We start from the raw sequence: 22,011 nt of genomic DNA, 5'->3' as shown, positions 1-22,011 counted from the left end.
GGCCTTGCAGCATTCCTACAAGGTCCCTCTTCTATCAATCTGTATCCGTAGCACAAATGAACCACATTTTCTGTTCCCTACTATCTAACACCATCCAAGTAACATCCCACGCAACATCGTAAAACCAATCTGTCCAAGGGCGATAGCTTTCGAACACTTTAATATCTTCGTATCGATTTTGGAACATATATTGACATACATTGACTGCTAATTGTTTTGCGATAACTGGTCGTTCCTTAAACCCTTCATATGCTCCGCCCCACAAAATTTGCGCAGCAATGCTACCATCAAGCATAACTGCCAGCTGCTCTTTAAAACGAAACTTATATTTGTCTGATGTATGTATTTTTAACTCTTCTAAGTTATTGATTATATCTAAAGAGTTGAAGATTCTTCTAAAGAAGTGCTCATGTCCATCTTCCGAATGTGGTATTTCTTTAAAAAATTTTCGTTATGCACTTTAAAACAGCTTATTATTGCTCCACCAATTAAGTTTTGTTCCTTAAACGTGTTTATAAGTTGCTCAACAGATGAGTTATTCGTGTCTATTTTTTCAAACGTTCCCTCTTTCCATCTCATAACGCCCACTACTCTCTATTAAAAATTTGTTTCTTCATTATAAATAGCAAAATAAAAACCAGCAACTTTAAGGTTGCTGGCTTAGCTCTTATTCATATTCGAAAAAACAATAACAACTGCTCCAAACAAATAATGCCCTACTACCATCCACATACTCCAATCAAAAATCATAAGCAATAACCAAAGTGATATATTCATAGCAGCAAATAATAAATATAAAATCTCTCTTTTGTATCGCTCCTCTATTCATCAAAATATAAACAGCACCGATAGGAGGAAAAAGACAAATATTTTTCTTAACACCCACGGATACGAAATTACTGTCTGCATATGAATCCCCTTTTCATCACAATACTTGCTTCAACATCGGCCTCACTACCCTATATTCATCACTATAAGCTTCCTTTATGATTAAAGGCGGGTAATCACTTTTTTCTTCCTCAATCATTGTAAATACTTCTGTTTTCTCTTGTAATGTATTAGATTCTCTATTTTTAGTAGGTTTTCTACTTGTTTTAATTTTCTTTGTTACTTCGCCAAGTTTTTGCCCAACTTCTTTTACTTTGGCTGGTTCATTCGTAACATAGTATTCTTGTTTGTCCCATACTAATATAGGTGGCACTCGTTCTCTTTTGTTACATATTATATAAGTAGTACTAGCTACAAGTAGTAGACAAGTTAATAAATAGAAGATAGTTTTTTTATTCATATACTACACTCCTTATCTATCATTTCATTGGATTATATAATATAAGTCATTTATAGTAAATGGATTTAGTGGTAATTTTTAGGTTGAATAATAAAGAAAAACCTTACCAAAGTAAGGTTCCGTTTTTTCATTCTATAGTGACTGACTTATTAAAACGATCATTACAATAATCGCTATAAACATAACAACTAAACAGCCGATCATTTTATAAAATCCTCGTTTCGTTAACGTCCCGCCTTGAACGTCTTTACGAATAAATAAGAATACAGCTAAAAATAATACAAGCCCAATGCCAAAAGCATACATCATTTGCATATGTTAATCTTCCTTTCTCTCTTCCATCTTAATATCTTTTTGCCAAAACAACAAATGAGATAAAGACGGTACTCATTGTAAGTGCCATAAGTATATTCAATAATATAGAAGAAACTTTTTTCAATTTCAGCACGTCTATTTTGAAGCGAAACACGGAACACTGTAAATAAATGTTACTATATCTCCTCACTTCTTTTTTTAAAATTTAATATCTCCATATTTGTTTTATCCTTTTAAAACATTTCATTTATTTCTTTATTTCACGAAATACGTTATTTGTTTTACGGTGTTTTTCGTCATATTTATAGAAACTAACTGTTTATGGAGCATTTTTTATGTTTAGCAACTTTTTTTGTAGAAATCCTTCACTTTCCTTTCAATATTTAACACTATCTAAATAAAGTTTACGATAAATTCATAATTTTTTATTTTTTATACTATATTCCGTTATATTGTTGTATAATATCTATGAAAGCGCTTATTATTTCAATATACATAATTCAAACTAATTTTATCGAAACATTCTAACTATTATACCTATATTTAAATGCAACAATTACAGCTATTAGTATAGGCATACCAAATATATCCACCCCATTTTTCTGTAAAATTACTTTATAACATGAAAGATTAACTTGGGTGATAAGTTATTGTGAATGTTTTTTTACAAAACAGATAAGTAATAGTGTTTGGTATTATGTAAATTATTGTAATAACATAAGAGTAAAGAAAACATTTACATTGATTATTGATTTATTACTTATTGAAAAAGAGCAAAATGCACCTTTGTATGGAAAAGGATTATATGCATTGGGAGGTTTAAACAAATGACGAGGAAGAATACAACGACAAACCCTTGGGCCAAGTTCCACGGTCCGAACCTTGGTTATGTTATTGAGCAGTATGATCTTTACGTAACTGGAGCAGGTTCTGTTGATCCGGAATTACAAGAGCTTTTTGAAATTTTTGGAGCTCCTTCGTTTCAAGATGATGTCGTAACAGGGGACAACACAGCAACACATTTTTCTCCTCAAAACACAGGTAACATTGAAAAAATTCTTAAAGTCGTTCAACTTGTTGAGCAGATTCGTTCTTTCGGGCACACGTTGGCTCACATCAACCCGATGGAAGATGCTGCAAATGGACAATCTCTTCTTGAGAAAGCATTGAACGAACTGAGCGACGCTGACTTGAAAGCGATTCCAGCGAAAACAGTATGGCCAGATGCACCAGAAGGTATTCACACTGCACTTGATGTAATTCATAGATTAAAAGACGTTTATACAAAATCTTTAGCTTATGAATTTTCTCATATACAAGATAGTGAAGAACGCGCGTGGTTGCATCAAATGGTGGAATCAAATTCATTGCGTCAACCACTATCAAATAAAAAACGAACTGCTCTTTTAAAACGTTTAACAGCTGTTGAAGGTTTCGAGCAATTCTTGCATAAAACATTCGTTGGGCAAAAACGTTTCTCTATCGAGGGCGTTGATATGCTTGTACCTGTTTTAGATGAAATTGTTCTAGAAGGTGCTAAGAACGGCGTAGAGGATGTCATGATTGGTATGGCTCACCGCGGTCGCCTAAGCGTACTTGCTCACGTATTAGAAAAACCATATAGCCACATGTTTGCTGAGTTCAAACATGCAAAAATAGAAGGCGCAGTGGCTAATTCTGGCTGGACTGGCGATGTGAAATACCACCTAGGTAGAGAACAAGTCGTTAGTAACGAAGAAGTTAGCACTCGCGTGACATTAGCAAATAACCCGAGTCATCTTGAGTTCGTGAATCCTGTAGTAGAAGGTTTCGCACGTGCTGCTCAAGAGAATCGTAAAAAATCTGGTCTTCCAGATCAAGATACTTCAAAATCATTCGTAATTTTAGTTCATGGTGATGCTGCATTCCCTGGTCAAGGTATTGTATCTGAGACACTCAACTTAAGCAGATTGAACGCGTATCAAACAGGCGGAACGATTCATGTTATCGCAAACAATGCAGTTGGTTTTACAACTGATAGCTATGATTCTCGTTCTACGAAATATTCTAGTGACCTTGCAAAAGGTTTCGATATTCCGATTGTTCACGTGAACGCTGATGATCCGGAAGCTTGTCTTGCAGCTGCTAACCTTGCGATTCAATATCGCATGTTGTTCAAAAAAGATTTCTTAATCGATTTAATTGGTTACCGCCGCTACGGTCATAACGAAATGGATGATCCAGCAGTTACGCAACCACAAGTGTACAAAAAAATTAAAAACCATCCAACTGTAAGGGCAATTTATGCAGATCAATTACAAGCTGCTGGTGTTCTAAATGCAGATGAGGTTGAAACAATTACACAGTTTACACAAGAGCAATTAAAATCCGACTATGCACAAGTACCACCAGCTGATACGAGCGACGCAACAATTCACGTTAAAGTACCAGATGTTGTTGCAAAAGGTATTCAACCAATTGATACTGGTGTTGAGATTGACTCACTTCGTGCAATTAATGAAGGTCTACTATCTTGGCCAGAAGGATTTAACGTATATCCGAAAGTGAAGAAAATTCTTGAGCGCCGTAAAGATGCTCTTGAAGAGAACGGTAAAATTGAATGGGCACTTGCTGAATCGTTAGCATTCGCTTCTATTTTACAAGAAGGTACGCCAATTCGTTTAACTGGTCAAGATTCACAGCGTGGTACATTCGCACACCGTCATATCGTATTACACGATACTGATACAAACGAAACATATTCACCGTTACATCGCTTACCAAACATTAATGCATCGTTCTCTGTTCATAACAGTCCGTTATCAGAGGCTGCTGTTGTTGGTTACGAATATGGTTATAACGTATTCGCTCCAGAAACTCTCGTTATGTGGGAAGCGCAATACGGTGACTTCTCAAATACTGCGCAAGCATTATTTGATCAATATGTGTCAGCTGGAAGAGCAAAATGGGGTCAAAAATCTGGCTTAGTTCTTCTATTACCACACGGTTATGAAGGTCAAGGGCCAGAACACTCTAGTGCACGTCCAGAGCGTTTCTTACAGTTAGCTGCTGAGAATAACTGGACAGTTGCAAACTTAACGAGCGCGGCTCAATACTTCCATATCCTGCGTCGTCAAGCATCTATCTTAGGAACAGAAGCTGTTCGACCATTAGTACTGATGACGCCGAAGAGTTTATTACGTCACCCACTTACGCTTTCAACTGCTAGTCAGTTAAGCGAAGGACGTTTCCAACCTGCTTTAGAACAAGAAAACCTTGGCATGAAACCAAATAAAGTAAAACGTCTTGTTTTAAGCACAGGTAAAATGGCGATTGACTTAGCAGCAGAAATCGAGTCTGGTAAACATGAGTACAACTTAGACGAAGTTCATGTCGTTCGTATTGAGCAATTGTACCCATTCCCTGCTGAGAAAGTTCAATCTATTATTAAACGCTTTAAAAACTTAGAAGAAATCATTTGGGTTCAAGAAGAACCTCGTAATATGGGTGCATGGCATTACATGGCTCCAATTCTGTTCGAACTTGCTGGAGATAAAGTGAAAACAGGCTACATTGGACGTCCTGATCGCTCTAGTCCATCTGGCGGCGATCCATTCGCTCACAAAGCTGAGCAAGAACTAATTGTTGCACACGCTTTAGATGTGAAGTATAACTTCCGTCAAGATAAACAAGAAATTGAAGTTTACAGCAACTAAAAAGTAACAATGAAGGTTTCTAGCTTGTTCCTTGGGCAGATATTCTGCCCAAGGCCAGGCTAACAAATGGAGATTACCGAAGACAAAAGAAGAAAAAACACACCGTTAGGCAAATAAGGGGAGGACATTTAAAATGATCGAAATTAAAGTACCTGAGCTTGCAGAATCTATTACTGAAGGAACTATTTCACAATGGCTTATCAACGTAGGCGACAAAGTTGAGAAAGGTGGCAGCGTTGTTGAGCTTGAAACTGATAAAGTCAATGTAGAAATCATTGCAGAAGATTCAGGTATTGTATCGAAGTTACTAGGCGAACCTGGGGATACAGTTGAAGTTGGCGCAACTATCGCAATTTTAGATGCTAATGGAGCACCAGTTACAGTAAGTACACCTGCACCGGCTGCTGAGCAACCAAAACAAGAAACAGCTGAAGCACCGAAAGCTGCGGCACCAAGTGCTGAGCAAACTGCAACACTACAAGGGTTACCAAATACAAACCGTCCTATCGCATCACCAGCTGCTAGAAAGATGGCTCGTGAATTAGGAATCGACTTAAACGACGTACGTAGTACAGATCCACTTGGACGCGTGAGACCACATGATGTACAAGCTCATGCTGCAGCACCAAAAGAAGCACCAGCTGCTCCAAAGAGTCCAGCTCCTGCTCCAGTTGCAAAAACGGAATTCGAAAAACCAGTTGAGCGCGTGAAAATGTCCCGCCGCCGTCAAACAATTGCAAAACGTCTTGTAGAAGTTCAACAAACATCTGCAATGTTAACAACATTTAACGAAGTTGATATGAGTGCGATCATGGAATTACGTAAAGAACGCAAAGATGCTTTCGAGAAAAAACATGATGTACGTCTTGGCTTCATGTCATTCTTCACAAAAGCAGTTGTTGCAGCATTAAAACAATTCCCATTATTAAATGCTGAAATTCAAGGTGACGAGCTTATCATTAAAAAATTCTATGATATCGGTATTGCAGTAGCAGCTCCAGATGGATTAGTTGTTCCAGTTGTACGCGATGCTAACCAATTAAACTTCGCTGAAATCGAAAGCGAAATTCGTGAATTAGGTAAAAAAGCACGCGATAACAAACTTTCATTAAAAGAACTACAAGGTGGTACATTTACAATTACAAACGGTGGTGTATTCGGTTCTCTAATGTCAACACCGATCCTAAATAGCCCTCAAGTTGGTATTTTAGGAATGCATAAAATCCAAGTACGCCCAGTTGCAATTGATAACGAGCGTATGGAAAACCGCCCAATGATGTACATTGCTTTATCTTACGATCACCGTATTGTTGATGGTAAAGAAGCAGTTAGCTTCCTTGTTGCTGTTAAAGATATGCTTGAAGATCCAAAATCATTATTATTAGAAGGTTGATGGATTAATAATCTAATATATAAAGGCTGTAGAATACATCATTCTACAGCCTTTTTTTGCGTTCATACGGGACAAATGTCATGACATAAGCTAATAATGTATGCCTAAACGTAAGGAGGATTAAAATGAATAACCTTCCAATTCATGCAAAACTTAAAGTAAATAAGGATACTTTCTTCCTCCCCGATTCAAACGGGGGTGTCTATTTTCGAAATAACGCCAGTTCATTTCGCATGGACGGTGATGGAATTTATGACTGGATTGAAAAATTAATGCCAATGTTTAACGGAAATTATTCTTTAGCAGAAATAACCGATGGCCTCCCTCTCCCCTATCAAAATCGGGTATTTGAAATTGGAGAGATTTTATATGAAAATGGTTTCGTTCGCGATGCAAATCAAGATGCACCTCATGAATTAAACAGTACATTACTCGACAGATATGCTTCGCAAATTGAATTTTTAGAAGCCGATTCTCATTCAGGTGCTTTAAAATTCGAAACGTACCGCGGAGCAAATGTCCTTGTACTTGGTTCTGGGGATATGCTCACTTCCTTAGTTTCTTCTTTATTAGAATCTGGTTTACCTACATTTCATTACCTCGTTACAGATCGAGATGAAACAAACTATGACAGAATACATGAGCTAATAGAACGTGCATATGAAGTTGATAACAGTGTACTCCTTCAAGAAATCGATACTACAATTGACCGTCCCTTACGTGAAGTATTCGAACCTTTTGATTGGATTTTATATGTTTCTCAAAATGGAGACATTGACGGTTTAAAAACAGTTCACACTATTTGTAGAGAAACGAAAAAGAATTTTATACCAGCTATTTGTTTATCAACACTCGGTATAGCTGGACCTGTCGTAATGGAAAACCGTGATGAATGCTGGGAATCCGCATGGCATCGGCTACATGAAACGACTTTGCAAAATGAAAATTCATCGGATTCCTTCTCACAAATTACATCTGCCATGTTAGCAAATGTAATCGTTTTTGAATTGTTTAAACATGTCGCGGATGATTCTTATCGTGAAAAAGAATCACAATTCTTTTTATTAAACTATGAAACACTTGAAGGAACGTGGCATCCTTTTATAAAACACCCTCTTGCAACTGATGAAAGTTTTACAATTGATACGATAGAAAATCTTTCTGAAAAACTTGAGCATCGGTATGGCCAACATACTTCAACTGATGTATTCCGCTTTTTTGATTCATTAACTTCTAAAGAAGCCGGTATATTCCATGTATGGGATGAACAAGATTCATATCAATTACCGTTATCACAATGCTATATTCAAGTAGCCACTCCATTATCAGATGGCCCAGCTCCCCTTCTGCCTCTTATGACTCGCAGTGGATTGACTCATAATGAAGCACGCCGAGAAGCTGGTTTAACAGGGATTGAAACATATGTAGCAGAAATCATTCACCGCCTTATTCCTGAACATAACGATATCGGTATCGGTGCTGGAGAAACGATGACAGAAGGGTTTTACCGGGCACTACAACAACATTTAAACAATAAATTGTATGAACGGCAGTCACATATGCTAGAAGAACTTACAACGATTGATTTAACTGATATTCACGATAAACATTGTAGATTTTATTACGATGCTCTTGCTACAATTCATGAAACACCTAAAATCGCAATGAGTGAAGAGATTCTCAGTTTTCCAGTCATTTGGGTTGGTATAAATGATAGATGGTACGGTGCATCTAATATTAATATGACATTAGCCTTACGGAACGCACTACAACTATCACTGCTCCACATTCAAAGTGAAGAGACTCCTTACAGAGCTAATATCTTGCCTGAATCATCTATTATTTTATATGACACGGATTCTTTTAGAGTGGAAATACAAGCGGAAGAAGAAATTCCAAGTGTGCAATCTTTACAGCTTGCCTTACAGCATTTAGAAGAACATAATTTTTATCCATTCGTATTTGATTTAGCAATTGAATCATTTTTGAAAGAAAACTTAGATGGTGTATACGGAGTATTAATTGCAAAGGAGGACGGTCTATGACACAAAATATATTGCTTATAGGGGATGGCCTTCTTGCAGACTATGTACACGATCATTTATGCAAACAATATTCCATCATTCGTCAGCATACCCTTACAGAAGAACTTCCTGAAAATATTCATCTCGCTCTCGTATTACATGATGGATCTCCTTCTACTATTCATCATGATGCTGAGCTAATTTTTCGGTCAAATCATATTCCGTGGCTACGTGGTTTTACCTCATTTGGCGAAGGTATTATCGGTCCTTACATTCATCCTCTTGCGCCTGGATGTTCCCATTGTTCTGATGGACGCCGTTTTATCGCTGGTTTTGATCAAAAAGAAATGTGGGAACTACAGCGGAAATATGCCTTTAAAGCAGATAATGTAACGAGGCGTGATGTACGTGCCACCCAAAATGGAATGTTACAAATGTGCCATCTTATTTGCGCAGAAACAGAAAAAATATTAACTCATAACCATTCTTCTTTAGAAAATAAACTTATTTTACTAAACTTACAAACATTACAATGTACGCGGCATTCTTTTCTTCCAGATCCTCTCTGTCCTGTATGTAGTAATTTACCTGATGATACTGCGGATGCGGCGGAAGTTTCTTTACAACCGAGTTTAAAAGTAAGCACCGAAACGTATCGCTGCCGTTCCATTCATGAATTAAACACATTTTTAACGAGAGACTATTTAGATTATCGGGTCGGTATGTTGAACGGCAAAATGCAGCATTCATTATTACCATTCGCTGACGTCATTATAAACATGCCATTAATGTTTGGAAATGAAGGTGTTGCAGGCCGAACTCATTCATTTGCAGTAAGTGAAGCAACTGCTATTTTAGAAGGTTTAGAACGATATTGCGGTATGTCGCCTCGAGGGAAAAAGACAAATGTGCATGGTAGTTTCCATGATTTAGAGGAACATGCACTAAATCCCCTCTCGCTCGGTGTACATACAAATGAACATTACAATCGTGATAATTTTCCATTTAAGCCGTTTGATCCTGATTATGAGCAAAACTGGGTATGGGGATATTCTTTATCACAAAACAGACCGCTTTTAGTTCCTGAATCAATTGCTTATTATAGCCTCGGTCATCGAGATGCTTTCGTGTATGAAACATCAAATGGATGTGCAATTGGCGGTAGTTTAGAAGAAGCGATTTTTCACGGCATTTTAGAAATTGTAGAGCGTGATGCCTTCTTACTCACTTGGTATGCAGAATTACCTCTTCCCCGCCTTGATCTGAGTTCAGCAAATGATACAGAATTACAATTAATGATTCAGCGGTTACGTACGATTACCGGATATGAATTACACGCTTTTAACGCGACGATGGAACACGGCATCCCTAGCTTATGGGTAATTGCAAAAAATACGCGTGAAAATGGAATGAACGTTGTTTGTGCAGGAGGCGCTCATTTAGATCCTATTCGAGCTTTAAAAAGTGCCATTCAAGAAATAGCAGGCATGTTACTTATAACAGACGATGAGCTCGAGCACAAAAGAGAATACTACGAAAAATGCTTACAAGATCCTTATTTCGTTAATAAAATGGAAGACCATAGTATGCTGTACGGATTGAAAGAAACGGAAGAACGTCTTCACTTCCTTTTACGAGAAGATGCACCGGTGCAAACGTTCCAAGAAATGAATGTATCACAATCATTTGATATGGATTTAACATCCGATCTCCACCAACTTTTAAATCGTTTGCATCAATCTGACCTTGAAGTAATCGTTGTAGATCAAACCGTTCCCCTTATAGAAAAGAACGGACTACACTGTGTAAAAGTTATTATTCCAGGTATGTTACCAATGACGTTCGGACACCATCTTACTCGGGTTACAGGACTGGACCGGGTATATACCGTACCGATGACACTTGGATATACAGACGAACCTTTAACAAATGAAAAATTAAATCCACATCCGCACCCGTTTCCATAGTAAAGGAGGGATTTCATGCAGCTAGATACTTTTTTACATCATCTCCATTTCTCTATCGATGAAATTATGCCGAATCATGAGGTGGACTGGAAAGACGCACCGCTTCCTTATAAATTATATCGAAATGTACCTACCATCCCGCTCTCCTTAGAAATCCCGTTATCTTTATCGAACTCTTCTACTACACCTACTCTAAATGAGATTGGTCACTACCTTTGGTATTCATTTGGTGTAACACAATTATGTCAGCTAAATAGCGAGAGAAATGTATTACGTAGATCCATTCCTTCAGGCGGTGCCTTATATCCGAATGAATTGTATATCTATTTAAAGATTGACGATTATCCAAACGGCATTTACCATTATGACGCCGCGCATCACCGACTTATTTTACTTCGCGAAGGAAATTTCGATTCTTATTTAGCAGACGCACTCGGTAATCGCTGTAATATACATGATTGTTTCGGTGCTGCATTTGTATCCACTATGTTTTGGAAAAACTTCTTTAAATACAATAACTTTTCATATCGACTTCAAGGATTAGATAGCGGGGTTCTCATTGGACAATTACTAGAATGTGCAAAACAGTTCGGTTATACGAACGGCGTATACTTTCAATTTCTAGACCGTGCACTGAATCATTTACTCGGATTGTCAGAATGTGAAGAAAGTGTGTATGCCGTTATTCCTTTAAGTACAGAGCCAGAAACTAATTGGTTTCACAATGATTACCGTGAAAATAAAACAGTTACTTCTCATGAGTTGTTGCAACAAATTCCGCCGCTCGCACATGAACATTTCGTTCGCTCAAAGCATGTAAATGAGTATCCTATGATAACAAAAATAAATGAGGCTTCTATGATCGAATCGACAGCACAGTTCCAAACACTAGCTCATGAAGAGCACTATCAACATCATGCGCACGCTGTACAACTGCCGAAAGTAGAGCGTTTATATTATGATTTCTTACAACTTTGCAGAAAACGGTATTCCCCTGATGCTGACTTTATTTTAACGAAATGGGATGCAGCTGAGCTCGCTACTTTACTACAAGAAGCGAGTCTCTCCTTCCCCTATTACAACGATCTTGACGGTAAGTATACAAATGAAAATACAAGCGTCTCCTTATATGGATGTTTTTATAACGTGAAAAATATTAAAAACGGGGCTTACGCTTATAACAGTAAAACACATTCCATACAACCAATTCGATATGGAGACCTTCGCTACCCACTTCAGTCTAGTATGACGATGGATAACGTGAACCTTTTTCAAGTACCACTTTGCTTACATGTAGTCGGAAAGAAAGATTACTATACAAATGCATTAGGCTATAGAGGATACCGCATTCACCAAATGGAAGCTGGTATACTCGTTCATAAACTCGTTTTTGCAGCGACCGCGATGGGGATGGGCGGGCATCCTTTACTTAGTTTTGATACAAATTCATGTGATCAATTGTACGGAATAGATGCTGGGAATGAAACATCTCTTATTCAAGTTCCAGTTGGGGCATATCGGGCGCGGAATTGGTTAAAAGGGGATTTGCATTGTTAGAAGCACGCCGTCTATCGGCGTGCTTTTTTAAAGGATTTAATTTATAAAAGGCGAAATGAGTATATATTCTTACATAAAAGGAGAATTTAACTTGAGCATTTTACAACGGTTAATTCAGCAAGCAAAAAATCCTAGCGGAACAATTGGTTCCTCCATGCTTTGTATTATGAACGCTGCACATACGAGATTAATAAATTGGGCATTGCAGAAAGTACATATAAAGACAGATGCAGTCGTATTAGACATCGGCTGTGGTGGAGGTAAAACCATACACACTCTTTCAAAACGAACTCCACTTGGGGAAATATATGGGATTGATTACTCCAATCAAGCTGTGAAAAATTCTATACAGACGAATGCAAAAGATGTTCAAAAACAAAAAGTAATTGTTCAACAAGCAAGCGTTTCTTCTATTCCACATCATACGAACTTCTTCGATCTCATTACCGCCTTTCAAACTCATTATTTTTGGCCTGATGTTGAACAAGATATAAAAGAAGTATTTCGCGTCTTAAAACCGGACGGCTCCTTTTTATTAGTGGCTGAAACTTTCAAAATTCAATATCATATGAAGAAATTTAACACGACCGAAGAACTAATAAATCTCTTTTATAAAACAGGATTTACAAGTGTACAATGTTACGAAGAAAGAGATTGTCTTTGTGTAATAGGAATTAAATAAAAAGCAGACCTCAAAGGGTCTGCTTTTTTACTAGATTAACTTAAAAATACTCTTAATTTGTCTAGCAAATAACCAATTTTTCGTACCGTAGTTATCATTTAAACTATCTAAGTTGATAGATTGTCCGTTAGCAAACTTTAATTCTAACGTAGTATTTTTGTCATTTGTTTTTAAGTTACTATTTGTAATGGCATCATACTTTAATTTTTCAATCTCAACATATTCGTCTTTTTCTTGTCCAATCACGACATGGTCTTGGAAGAAGAAAAATACTTCTACTTTTTTACCGAAACAAAATACATTTTTCGTATAAATTAATGTCGCGTTATCAAGTCCGACACATACTTCTTTCATTTCTTCCACAACGTGTCCAAAGTCTTCTTCATGTCTTGCATTTGATTCAGCAATCCATTCTTCGATTGTTTTCATGTTAATTGCCATACTGCGCCCCCAGGTTCGTTCATTGCTTCGTTAAAAAAATATATACTATATGAAAATATAAGCGATACTTAATATGTTTTCAAGGGGAAACGGTATATTCAAAATAAAGTGAAACTTTAATCAGTGGGAGCTTACTGCCCGCAAATAGCGGGAGAAAGTTAAATTTCAAATTAATATAAAAGGAACACCAATTTCATTAAATTTTAAACGTTTGAACGAGACATTCTTCATCATCAATTAGCTGCGCTCTCTCATCAAATTCAATGTTTAGTTCTTTATATACTTTCTTCCAAAACGACAATGCTGGTACATTTTTTACAAGTTCGATAACGAAATATTGTCCTCTTTTCTCTTCTAGTAAATTCTCAACAGCTTGTTTACCGATTCCTTTTCCTTTATATTGATTCAATATGAAAATATTATTAATACCAAAATCATTTTCCTTCTTCAAAAACGGACGTTCCAGTAGTAATAAGAATCCTACAATACTCTGATCAACTTTTATAAAATACGGCGTGATTCCGTCATTTTTCCAAAACATATGCAAATCTTCGTATTCAAAAAATCCGTTCGCTCCGATAGTTATATTCATAGTGAACTTAGAAAGGTCATGAAGATATAAAGCGTACAAATTACGTAATATTTCTTTTTCTGATTCTTGAACTTTTTGAAGTGCTACAATCATAAAAAAACTCCCCTTCCAAATATGTAACTATTTCCCGATCCTCTTCATTCGACAAAAATGATAATTCCCCTTTAACAAAAAAATAGCACTTTAAAAAGTGCTATTCCGCTCTCCTTGCCGCTTGCTGAATTGGATCCCAAACGCTGTTATATGGTGGGGCATAACTTAAGTCGACATCTTCTAAATCGTGAATGCTCATTTTATTGAAGAGTGCCATTGCGATTACATCAATCCGTTTATCTACACCTTCTTCTCCAATTACTTGTCCGCCTAATAATTGTTTCGTGTCGGAACGGTATAGTAATTTCAAGTAAAGTGGTTTCGCATTTGGATAATAGCCCGCCATATTAGTCGAATCTACTTTGACTGTTTTATACGGGATGTGTAGCCCTTTCGCTTCTTTTTCATTTAATCCTGTTCTTGCAAGCGTCAAATCCATAAATTTAATAATACCTGTACCTAACGTACCTTTAAAGGCTCTTCGTTTATCAAGCATATTCAGTCCAGCAAGTCGCCCTTGTTTATTGGCAGTCGTTCCGAGCGGGATATGATCATGAATTTCCTTTATAACGTGGTAATGTGTTGCGCAATCACCAGCTGCATATACGTCTTGCACATTCGTTTGCATATATGCATTTACTTCAATTGCCCCTTTATGATTTGTACGTATATTTGTTCCTTCAAGAAAATCAGTATTTGGCTTCACTCCGACAGATACTAAAACAAGATCCGCTTTATACGTACCTTTATCCGTTTCAACTGCTTCTACTCGTTCATTCCCTTTGAATGCTTTTACATTTTCATTCGTTAAAATTTCAATATGATGTTTATCTGCTTCTTTATGTATGTACTCTGCCATATCTGCATCATAAATCGTACCGATATGATCATTTCGCTCAATCATTCTTACTTTCTTACCAAGTTCGACGAATGTTTCTGCCATCTCAAGTCCAATGGCACCACCGCCAATAATCGATACATCTTCAACTTTATTCGTTTCTAGCGTTTTTAATATGCGCTCAGCATCAGGAATTGTTTTTAAAAGATGAACGCCTTGTAATTCCCGTCCTTCCCATTCTGGCATAACAGGACGCACTCCAGTCGCAATTAATAATCGATCGTACGGTAATTCAAAGACATCTTTCGTCTTCGTATGCTCTGCGTACACCATTTTCTTTTCCGTATCTACTTTCGTTACTTCATGACGCACTTTCGCATCAATTCCATATTTCTCACGAAACGTCTTTACGTTACGCGCGATTAACTTTTCAGTTGAAGCGATAGCACCACTAATGACGTACGGTAATCCACACTGAGCGTACGAATAAATTTCACCTTTTTCTAAAGTTACAACATTTGCATTTTCATCGTTTCTAACAATTTGCATCGCTGCACTCATACCAGCTGCATCTCCGCCAATAATGACATAGTTCACTTTACCACTCCTTCTTTTTTACATACTCTTTACGTTTTCCATATTTTATAGAAATAACACCTACTTCCATTGTAAAGAAAGAGAATTTTATCTTCAAATTTGTTGCACAAACTTATACGTGAATAGGTAACTGTCGTGTCTTATAAACAATATGTTTAATATGCTATAACAGTTACTATTGAAAGTAGGTGAAATATATGTGCGCCGGCCTTCTCGCCCAGCTTCCAGATGAACCGCAAGAACCAAAAGAACCGAAACCCGCCGTCTCACTTGACCAAGAATTTTCCATTAATGCAACAATATATAGCGCTCGTGCTTGGTTATCTAACGATGATACGTTTGCGCAAGATATTTGGAAAGCTACCCAATTCGCTTCAGCATCACATGCTGGCAAGTCCATCTTTCCAGTCGGTTCTGTTAAAATTATAAACTTCTCTGATGATACAATTACTGTTACTGCTTCACCAGAATCAGATCATGCGCTCAAAATAGTCGTACCACCCCATTCCGAGGCTGCCCTAACGTCTGGTCCTTTATCACATATACAAGCTAGTACATCAGGAGGATCAAGTAAAGTCACATTTCTCTTTCATATCTTTTTCTCAAGGGATCCTGGTCCAGCTAAATAACGATAGAAAAGGTACAGCAATATACACTGTACCTTTTTCAAGTGCCTATTCTCTTGATTTGATTAGTTCAATATTATAAGTTTCAATATCTGTTAACGTTCCTTTAAAATAAGGATTTTCTCTATACCAAGACTGTTTTGCAAAATACGCTTGCATATCTTTCGTTTGAAAAATATGTCCATGCCTTGCATATATTTCATTTCTAGCAATTTTCAACTGCTCTTTCGATAAATATGTTAAATCTGCGCTCGTTAATTTTCGAATATCACTATCAGGAAAGATGAAACCATTATATACATACCCAGTCGCGGGCGTTGGAGTAACATTATAAACAACTGTTTTTTCTGTACTTTTCTTTTGGAATGGAAGATTATAAGACGAAAGTGTCGTTATCGTCTCTACTTGTGTCGTTTCTCGTCCGCTTTCTCCATTTCGTTCTAAATAAATCGTCGCACTTCCATCAGTCGCTACAGGCCCCCATGTAATTTCTTCTCCTGCTAGCGCTGTAACCGGTTTTTGATTTACGTACAATGTTGCACCAGGCGCGTTCGTTTGAACTGTAATATATTGACCTTGCAACGTTAAATCTATCGTTACGTTATTTTGGCTTTGTTTCATAAGTACAACCTTTTCCTCACGAGATAATTTTACATAGTCATTTTTATAATCTGATTGAAACACTTGATTTCCCGGAAGAAATGGCCCATATTGCTTCTCAAACTTTTTGTCATCTGTCTTATCAATTTCTTTTCCGTTCATTTTTAACGATACGCCTTTTTCATTTGTAAGCAAAGTTGTATAGTACGTCTTCGCTTTCAATTTATATCGATCAAATATAAAGAAATACTTTCCGTCTTTCGTTAATGAAAAATCAACTCTTTCTATTCCATCCCGTTGTTTTTCACCTTGTCTCAAATATCCTTTTAATTCATTTACGTAAGATGGATTTTCTTTTATATATGAAAATAGAGGCGTTAAACTCTCTCTCGTTATCATAAGCGATGGATCATCTGCCGTAACGATCTCAGCTAATTTCTCTCCGTCCCTCTCTTGTAAAATCGTAATCATCCGGTCTACTTGTGCCACCTGCGTATAATACGATGCTCCGTACAAATACAATCCAATAATCGCTATAACAAATAGTGCTAACAGTGTAATGCCAACTTTTGTACCACCGCTCATGTTCTTCTTTACTACAGGACGTCCCCTCTTCGACCCGCAGTTTTGACAAAATTGCACACCATCTTCAAACTGAGCTCCGCACTTTGTACATACATTCATTCAGTCAACCACCTTTTCATTAGAAGCCAGTTATTCCCTTTGTTAAGGCTTGAATTATCGTGCTAATGTAAGACCAAAGTACAATGAACGTTGCAATTCCAATTAAAACATTTGCAATAATAAGTGTGTAAACGAGATCTAATCCGCCATTGTCTAGCTTTAATACGGCTACAGTTATACTAATTCCTATATAAGTTGCAGCTACGGATAATAATATAGGTAAGAAAAAGATTAATAAGAAACTAAAAAGAAAAGAAAGGACTAATATGACAATAGCCGGCGTCGCTATCGTTCCCCATATACCAAATACTTCAAGAAACGAAAAAGATGATTTCATCATCTTGCCACTTACAAAAATAATAAATCCGACAAATAAAGTTAAAATTAATAAAAAGAAAAAGACCGTTATAGATTCTCCAAAAAACGTGGGAGTAGATATATCTAGTGCAAATGTTCTCGTAACTGCTGATGCTGCACTCATCATTCTATAAAAAATACATGCTCCTAAAAAACAAATAAGAACAAGACTTACAATTCCATTTCGCACTTCAATAGCGCCGCTTTTCATAATCGCTGTCGGTGCTTGTAATGCATGTTTAAAAAATTGAAAATAGCCGCTCGCGAACCGCTTCGCTTGCTCTACCGTTTCATTTGGCCGAGCTTCCTTTGCTTGTGCCGCACGTGCTTGTTCCGGCCCTTCTTCTTGGCCACTACTTGCCACTACTTCTTCCGTTAACGAATGTCCACAATTCCCGCAAAACTTTGCCTCCGCTGCATTTTCTGTATGACATGACGGACATTTCATTCTCTTATCCCTCCTTAAGCATATACCATATAGGGTGTTACAAATTCAATATATGAATTTGTACATAAAACATGACTACAAGAAAAAGATTCTGAAATCCTTCTTCCGAAAGAAAATATATGTACTAGTAATCTTGAAAAAAATGCTATTATGAAACAGAATAAATAATATTTTTAACAGATTGGATGACTGGCAATGGAATTGGTAAACTCAATTTTTCAAATACTCCTTACAAGCGTAATCCAATTATTATCTTTAATTGGCGTTATCATTGTAATTGGATTTCTATTAGGCTATGTAGAATCTCTCACACGCATGTATTGGTCGAGAGCTTTCGGAAGAAAAGGATTCCTATTAACGGCTTGGATCGGTGTTCCGATTCACGAACTTGGACATGCCATTATGTGCGTACTGTTCCGTCATAAAATTGTGGCGACTCAGTTCTTCCCAACAGATACAAGTCAAGGGGCTTTAGGTTACATACAACATCAATACAATCAAAAAAGTGTGTATCAACGAATTGGGAATTTCTTTATCGGCATTGGGCCTATTATTTCTGGTATTACTGCATTAATCCTTTTAATGCGCTATTTCGTACCAGAATCATATTTTTTATTTAATACAACTCTCGAAAAAACGATTGCTTCTACTTCTATTAATGTAGAAATGATTCAAAACATGCTCTTGTCGACGTTTGTATTATTGAAAAACTTATTTACAATCGGCAATTTATTGAATCCTTCCTTTTGGTTATTTTTATTTATCGCCATTTGCATTTCCGCACATATCGCTTTAAGTAAACCAGACATTAAAGGATCAATAGACGGAGTTATCGTCATGTTTATCGTTTTATTTTTATTCAACATCATAGCGGGACTGTTTCAATACGACAGTAACCAGCTAATTGGACAGGTTATGAAATATAATATGTATCTCATTGCGTTTTCTAGTGTAGCACTGCTTTTCTCTTGTATTTCTACACTTGTTAGTTTTTCGTTTTATAAAATAAGAAGAGGACGTTCTTTTTGAACGCCCTCTTCTTATTAATTATTCCTCTTATAATCACAATGTTCAACCGGAACACGAGCATGCCCTTCTTCATCGGTACACCATGACTGTGATTGGAATGCAAGAAAGATACCAATCCATTCTTCTTCCTTTTCAAAGTGAATGAGTATCCCTCCATCTTGCCATATTCCATCATCACCTTGCCATTTTTCTACATTCCCTTGATTCATATGAATATCATGTATACCGTTTCCCGGTTTGAAATGAAAATAGGAATCTGGTGTATTTTCTTCTGGTCCCCATCTTTCGCCAAACGCGTAAATAATTGCTTTTTCTTCTATCGCTCGTTTTATATAACGTTCTATTTTTTCATTTAAATCATTATCTGCTCCTGCTTTTTCGGGAGGTAAAGGAATCATTTGATTTGAGTCAAATAGATTTCCTCTTATATAATCTAAAGCTACTTTCGGTTCATTGTTTTTTATTTCTGTAAAACCGAATGGTAATGTCGGTAAAATATGAATCGCCTCTGACCGAATATTGTCGCTCGCAAAATATAAAACTTCTGACGGATAACTTTGCGACTTTACGTTAATTGCAATGCGATAATCTACTTCTGCTTCGCCTTGTAAATGAACTTGATAATGAGGAGTTTTCCCTTTTCCCATCTTTGATTGTATAACTGTACCTTTTAATACACCGTAGTTTTTTAGGGGCATACATTTCATCTCCTATTCATTGAGTAGAAGCTATTCATATTTAAATCATTATCCATTCATAAAAAAAATCCTCCTATGTTAGGAGGATTTTTAATTTCTCAACATATACCAAACAATAACCTCTACCACTACAAGCAAAACCGCACCAAAGATCATTAACGTCGTCTTCTTTAATAGTTCATTTTCACGGTAAGGGATATTACATAAGTAAGCACCTAGTGTAATCCGTGATGGACAAGCGATTGTCGCTACTGATGATGCGGTGTTTTGAAGTGTTGTGACATATTGCCACGGGAGTGCAACGTTTTGTGCAGTTTGCATTTGTAGTTTTATAAACATTGCATTTGATCCTGCGTTACTACCTGTTAAAAATCCACCAATAGCGCCAATAAACGGCGCAACGAAAACGAAAAACGTTCCAAATGTATCACCAGCTGTCTTTGCGAGTAATGAATGCATGCCTGATGCACCCATTAGTTCTGAAATGGCGATAAACATTGTCGTCGTAATAGCAAAAGGAATCCATTGTTTGATCATTTGTGAGAGTGATTGTTTAATAATATTAGACGGGATGCGGAAGAAAATAATAGTAAATAAGCAAGTCATACCGAGCCAAAATCCTGGTGAATATAGTAACTCTAGTTTGTAAGAGTATGATTTCAAATCAAGAACCGCATATGATCTAAACAAATCATGTAATGCTGGAACGAGGCGGGAAAGTAAAATACAAACTGTTAGAAATATATAAGGGCTAATAATTTTTATAATGGATATTTCTCTCTCCGTTGCAGCGGCATGTTCTGTTATAAGATTTTGCCCACTTTTTCCTTTTAATTTAATGATAAGAAAGCCAAATGTAATCGTAACGATAGAACTTAATATCCCTGCTAGTTCAACACTTACGTACGCATTAGAAAGGTAGATTCCGAGAGAAAATAATAGAAAGAATCCTACTCCTTCTTTCCACTTTTCTATAACCGCTCGCCAGCCGCCAACAACGTGTAAAGAAAGAATAACGAAGTAAGCAAACATCGGAATACTTAATAGCGCTGTATTTGTACCAAGTGTTGTAAGAGGCATATTTATTAGCTGCGAACCGATAATCGTACCCGTTGCCATTGCGCCCCATGAACTAGCTAGTAAGCCGATGAATGAGAGCAGTACAGCTTGAAATGGTTTATATCCTAGTGAAAGAAAAATAGGTGCTGCAACCATGAAGCCAATACCGAATCCACTTACTGATTCAATAAGTGGGCAAATGCCAAAACACATAAGCAGCATTTGTAATAAACGATCCTGAGTAACTGCTTCTAGAAAACGTGCTACTTGATCGATGTACCCCATTTTGTTCATGAGGTGAAATAAAAAAATACCGAAAAATAAAACGTATCCGACAATAAAACAAATTAACCATCCTTTAATCGTTGCGTGCACAGTTTCACTTATCCCTAATTGAAACGTTGGCGAGAGTAAAACGATTCCAACAGACACAACATAAGAAATTAACGAGGATCTTAATGACGTTTGTTTAAATAAAAATAAACAAATGAAAATCATCATAATTGGGATAAGTGCCAACAATATGGCCATGTTATCATCTCATTTCGTTTAAAATACAATTTTTAATTATTATATAACAGATGCTATAATTTTCAATTGTTTTTACAACAGATTCAAAAAAGGAACCAAACGGCTCCTTTTCATTCACTCCCATTTTCTATTATCCTGAAAAACTGTCTGCTTTCCGACTATTTCTTTCAACACAACAAACACAATGTAAGTACATATTGCTTGCAATATAATATTCCAAAATTTCATTAATGTAAATGAATGAATCCGTAAAAATAATTCGTTTAATAATACAATCGAAACGATACTAAATAATTCTATACTAATCGAAAATAGACATATTTCTAAAATAGACTGTTCTTGAATGCGATTTAAGTTGGAAAAGATGAATACATACCCTAAAAATAGAGCCATTAACTCTATTTTCGTCATGCTAATGAGCCAAGCGTATAATGGTACAGTTAAAAATAGATATAGTAATTTACGTCTTAGCATGCCTTCTCACCCTCTAATTTATA

The 22,011-nt window shown here is 36.6% G+C and carries 18 protein-coding genes and 3 pseudogenes; 8 read left to right on the top strand and 13 right to left on the bottom strand.

What is annotated here, in order from left to right; genetic code table 11:
- Positions 1 to 34 precede the first annotated feature (34 nt).
- The 5 genes and pseudogenes from ACTFN4_RS07335 to ACTFN4_RS07315 all read right to left on the bottom strand — a co-directional run.
- A pseudogene (locus ACTFN4_RS07335) lies at positions 35 to 579 on the bottom strand (hypothetical protein).
- Positions 580 to 660: 81 nt separating this feature from the next.
- Positions 661 to 909, bottom strand: a pseudogene (locus tag ACTFN4_RS07330) (hypothetical protein).
- A 16-nt stretch (positions 910 to 925) separates the two neighbouring features.
- Positions 926 to 1,288 (bottom strand): hypothetical protein, encoded by a 363-nt coding sequence (locus ACTFN4_RS07325; protein ID WP_439962191.1) that lies wholly within the window; start codon positions 1,286 to 1,288, stop codon positions 926 to 928.
- Positions 1,289 to 1,420: 132 nt separating this feature from the next.
- The gene (locus tag ACTFN4_RS07320) at positions 1,421 to 1,603 is read right to left on the bottom strand and encodes a DUF3976 domain-containing protein (protein ID WP_001178302.1); all 183 of its coding nucleotides are present in this window, start codon (positions 1,601 to 1,603) and stop codon (positions 1,421 to 1,423) included.
- 28 nt (positions 1,604 to 1,631) lie between these two features.
- Positions 1,632 to 1,709, bottom strand: a pseudogene (locus tag ACTFN4_RS07315) (permease); the annotation flags it as partial.
- 721 nt (positions 1,710 to 2,430) lie between these two features.
- On the opposite strand from ACTFN4_RS07315, the gene odhA reads away from it, so the two are divergent.
- From odhA to ACTFN4_RS07285, 6 genes are all read left to right on the top strand, one after another.
- Entirely contained in the window at positions 2,431 to 5,298 is a 2,868-nt protein-coding gene (gene odhA, locus ACTFN4_RS07310; RefSeq protein ID WP_000197120.1) for a 2-oxoglutarate dehydrogenase E1 component, read from the top strand.
- A 133-nt stretch (positions 5,299 to 5,431) separates the two neighbouring features.
- Positions 5,432 to 6,691, top strand: a complete 1,260-nt coding sequence (gene odhB, locus ACTFN4_RS07305) for a 2-oxoglutarate dehydrogenase complex dihydrolipoyllysine-residue succinyltransferase (RefSeq protein WP_439962190.1) — start codon at positions 5,432 to 5,434, stop codon at positions 6,689 to 6,691.
- Between the two features lie 125 nt (positions 6,692 to 6,816).
- Positions 6,817 to 8,736: a putative thiazole-containing bacteriocin maturation protein gene (locus tag ACTFN4_RS07300; RefSeq protein ID WP_439962189.1), complete on the top strand. Its 1,920-nt coding sequence runs from the start codon at positions 6,817 to 6,819 to the stop codon at positions 8,734 to 8,736.
- A complete protein-coding gene (locus ACTFN4_RS07295) occupies positions 8,733 to 10,682 on the top strand; it encodes a TOMM precursor leader peptide-binding protein (protein ID WP_033695722.1) in 1,950 nt (649 codons plus the stop codon). The genes ACTFN4_RS07300 and ACTFN4_RS07295 overlap by 4 nt, the downstream gene beginning before the upstream one ends.
- Before the next feature lie 15 nt (positions 10,683 to 10,697).
- Entirely contained in the window at positions 10,698 to 12,239 is a 1,542-nt protein-coding gene (locus ACTFN4_RS07290) for a SagB family peptide dehydrogenase (RefSeq protein ID WP_439962188.1), read from the top strand.
- Positions 12,240 to 12,330: 91 nt separating this feature from the next.
- Positions 12,331 to 12,921: a class I SAM-dependent methyltransferase gene (locus tag ACTFN4_RS07285; protein WP_439962187.1), complete on the top strand. Its 591-nt coding sequence runs from the start codon at positions 12,331 to 12,333 to the stop codon at positions 12,919 to 12,921.
- A gap of 30 nt (positions 12,922 to 12,951) precedes the next feature.
- On the opposite strand, the gene ACTFN4_RS07280 is transcribed toward ACTFN4_RS07285, so the two are convergent.
- The 3 genes from ACTFN4_RS07280 to ACTFN4_RS07270 form a co-directional block, all read right to left on the bottom strand.
- A complete protein-coding gene (locus ACTFN4_RS07280) occupies positions 12,952 to 13,362 on the bottom strand; it encodes a DUF3908 family protein (protein ID WP_000996782.1) in 411 nt (136 codons plus the stop codon).
- 196 nt (positions 13,363 to 13,558) lie between these two features.
- Positions 13,559 to 14,047 carry a GNAT family N-acetyltransferase gene (locus ACTFN4_RS07275; protein ID WP_439962186.1) on the bottom strand — a complete coding sequence of 163 codons (489 nt, stop codon included), beginning with the start codon at positions 14,045 to 14,047 and terminating at the stop codon, positions 13,559 to 13,561.
- Between the two features lie 100 nt (positions 14,048 to 14,147).
- Positions 14,148 to 15,482, bottom strand: coding sequence for a CoA-disulfide reductase (locus ACTFN4_RS07270; protein WP_439962185.1), 1,335 nt, complete (start codon positions 15,480 to 15,482; stop codon positions 14,148 to 14,150).
- Positions 15,483 to 15,679: 197 nt separating this feature from the next.
- Between ACTFN4_RS07270 and ACTFN4_RS07265 the strand changes: the two genes are divergently transcribed.
- Positions 15,680 to 16,111: a hypothetical protein gene (locus ACTFN4_RS07265; protein ID WP_000332407.1), complete on the top strand. Its 432-nt coding sequence runs from the start codon at positions 15,680 to 15,682 to the stop codon at positions 16,109 to 16,111.
- 45 nt (positions 16,112 to 16,156) lie between these two features.
- Here the strand turns inward: ACTFN4_RS07265 and ACTFN4_RS07260 are convergent, their stop codons facing one another.
- Both ACTFN4_RS07260 and ACTFN4_RS07255 read right to left on the bottom strand, forming a co-directional pair.
- Positions 16,157 to 17,392, bottom strand: coding sequence for a TcaA 3rd/4th domain-containing protein (locus ACTFN4_RS07260; RefSeq protein WP_439962184.1), 1,236 nt, complete (start codon positions 17,390 to 17,392; stop codon positions 16,157 to 16,159).
- Between the two features lie 19 nt (positions 17,393 to 17,411).
- On the bottom strand, positions 17,412 to 18,197 hold the full coding sequence (locus ACTFN4_RS07255) for a zinc ribbon domain-containing protein (RefSeq protein ID WP_000650086.1): 786 nt from the start codon (positions 18,195 to 18,197) through the stop codon (positions 17,412 to 17,414).
- Between the two features lie 195 nt (positions 18,198 to 18,392).
- On the opposite strand from ACTFN4_RS07255, the gene ACTFN4_RS07250 reads away from it, so the two are divergent.
- Positions 18,393 to 19,226 (top strand): hypothetical protein, encoded by an 834-nt coding sequence (locus ACTFN4_RS07250; RefSeq protein ID WP_439962183.1) that lies wholly within the window; start codon positions 18,393 to 18,395, stop codon positions 19,224 to 19,226.
- Positions 19,227 to 19,240: 14 nt separating this feature from the next.
- Here ACTFN4_RS07250 and ACTFN4_RS07245 read toward each other — a convergent pair whose 3' ends face one another.
- The 3 genes from ACTFN4_RS07245 to ACTFN4_RS07235 all read right to left on the bottom strand — a co-directional run bounded on the left by ACTFN4_RS07245 (position 19,241) and on the right by ACTFN4_RS07235 (position 21,988).
- Entirely contained in the window at positions 19,241 to 19,924 is a 684-nt protein-coding gene (locus tag ACTFN4_RS07245) for a DUF2278 family protein (RefSeq protein WP_439962182.1), read from the bottom strand.
- A 90-nt stretch (positions 19,925 to 20,014) separates the two neighbouring features.
- Positions 20,015 to 21,514, bottom strand: a complete 1,500-nt coding sequence (locus ACTFN4_RS07240) for an L-lactate permease (RefSeq protein WP_439962181.1) — start codon at positions 21,512 to 21,514, stop codon at positions 20,015 to 20,017.
- Between the two features lie 114 nt (positions 21,515 to 21,628).
- Positions 21,629 to 21,988 carry a DUF4029 domain-containing protein gene (locus ACTFN4_RS07235; RefSeq protein ID WP_000946131.1) on the bottom strand — a complete coding sequence of 120 codons (360 nt, stop codon included), beginning with the start codon at positions 21,986 to 21,988 and terminating at the stop codon, positions 21,629 to 21,631.
- Positions 21,989 to 22,011 lie beyond the last annotated feature (23 nt).

Source organism: Bacillus cereus group sp. MYBK95-2 (assembly GCF_051915225.1).
GTDB classification, from domain to species: Bacteria; Bacillota; Bacilli; order Bacillales; family Bacillaceae_G; genus Bacillus_A; species Bacillus_A cereus.
This window is presented reverse-complemented; position numbering and strand designations above follow the sequence as displayed.

What these genes read in the sequence shown, in the direction of transcription:
- ACTFN4_RS07325 (WP_439962191.1), bottom strand. Translation starts at nt 1,288, where the DNA reads ATGAATAAAAAAACTATCTTCTATTTATTAACTTGTCTACTACTTGTA.
- ACTFN4_RS07320 (WP_001178302.1), bottom strand. Translation starts at nt 1,603, where the DNA reads ATGCAAATGATGTATGCTTTTGGCATTGGGCTTGTATTATTTTTAGCT.
- odhA (WP_000197120.1), top strand. Translation starts at nt 2,431, where the DNA reads ATGACGAGGAAGAATACAACGACAAACCCTTGGGCCAAGTTCCACGGT.
- odhB (WP_439962190.1), top strand. Translation starts at nt 5,432, where the DNA reads ATGATCGAAATTAAAGTACCTGAGCTTGCAGAATCTATTACTGAAGGA.
- ACTFN4_RS07300 (WP_439962189.1), top strand. Translation starts at nt 6,817, where the DNA reads ATGAATAACCTTCCAATTCATGCAAAACTTAAAGTAAATAAGGATACT.
- ACTFN4_RS07295 (WP_033695722.1), top strand. Translation starts at nt 8,733, where the DNA reads ATGACACAAAATATATTGCTTATAGGGGATGGCCTTCTTGCAGACTAT.
- ACTFN4_RS07290 (WP_439962188.1), top strand. Translation starts at nt 10,698, where the DNA reads ATGCAGCTAGATACTTTTTTACATCATCTCCATTTCTCTATCGATGAA.
- ACTFN4_RS07280 (WP_000996782.1), bottom strand. Translation starts at nt 13,362, where the DNA reads ATGGCAATTAACATGAAAACAATCGAAGAATGGATTGCTGAATCAAAT.
- ACTFN4_RS07275 (WP_439962186.1), bottom strand. Translation starts at nt 14,047, where the DNA reads ATGATTGTAGCACTTCAAAAAGTTCAAGAATCAGAAAAAGAAATATTA.
- ACTFN4_RS07265 (WP_000332407.1), top strand. Translation starts at nt 15,680, where the DNA reads ATGTGCGCCGGCCTTCTCGCCCAGCTTCCAGATGAACCGCAAGAACCA.
- ACTFN4_RS07260 (WP_439962184.1), bottom strand. Translation starts at nt 17,392, where the DNA reads ATGAATGTATGTACAAAGTGCGGAGCTCAGTTTGAAGATGGTGTGCAA.
- ACTFN4_RS07255 (WP_000650086.1), bottom strand. Translation starts at nt 18,197, where the DNA reads ATGAAATGTCCGTCATGTCATACAGAAAATGCAGCGGAGGCAAAGTTT.
- ACTFN4_RS07250 (WP_439962183.1), top strand. Translation starts at nt 18,393, where the DNA reads ATGGAATTGGTAAACTCAATTTTTCAAATACTCCTTACAAGCGTAATC.
- ACTFN4_RS07245 (WP_439962182.1), bottom strand. Translation starts at nt 19,924, where the DNA reads ATGCCCCTAAAAAACTACGGTGTATTAAAAGGTACAGTTATACAATCA.
- ACTFN4_RS07240 (WP_439962181.1), bottom strand. Translation starts at nt 21,514, where the DNA reads ATGGCCATATTGTTGGCACTTATCCCAATTATGATGATTTTCATTTGT.
- ACTFN4_RS07235 (WP_000946131.1), bottom strand. Translation starts at nt 21,988, where the DNA reads ATGCTAAGACGTAAATTACTATATCTATTTTTAACTGTACCATTATAC.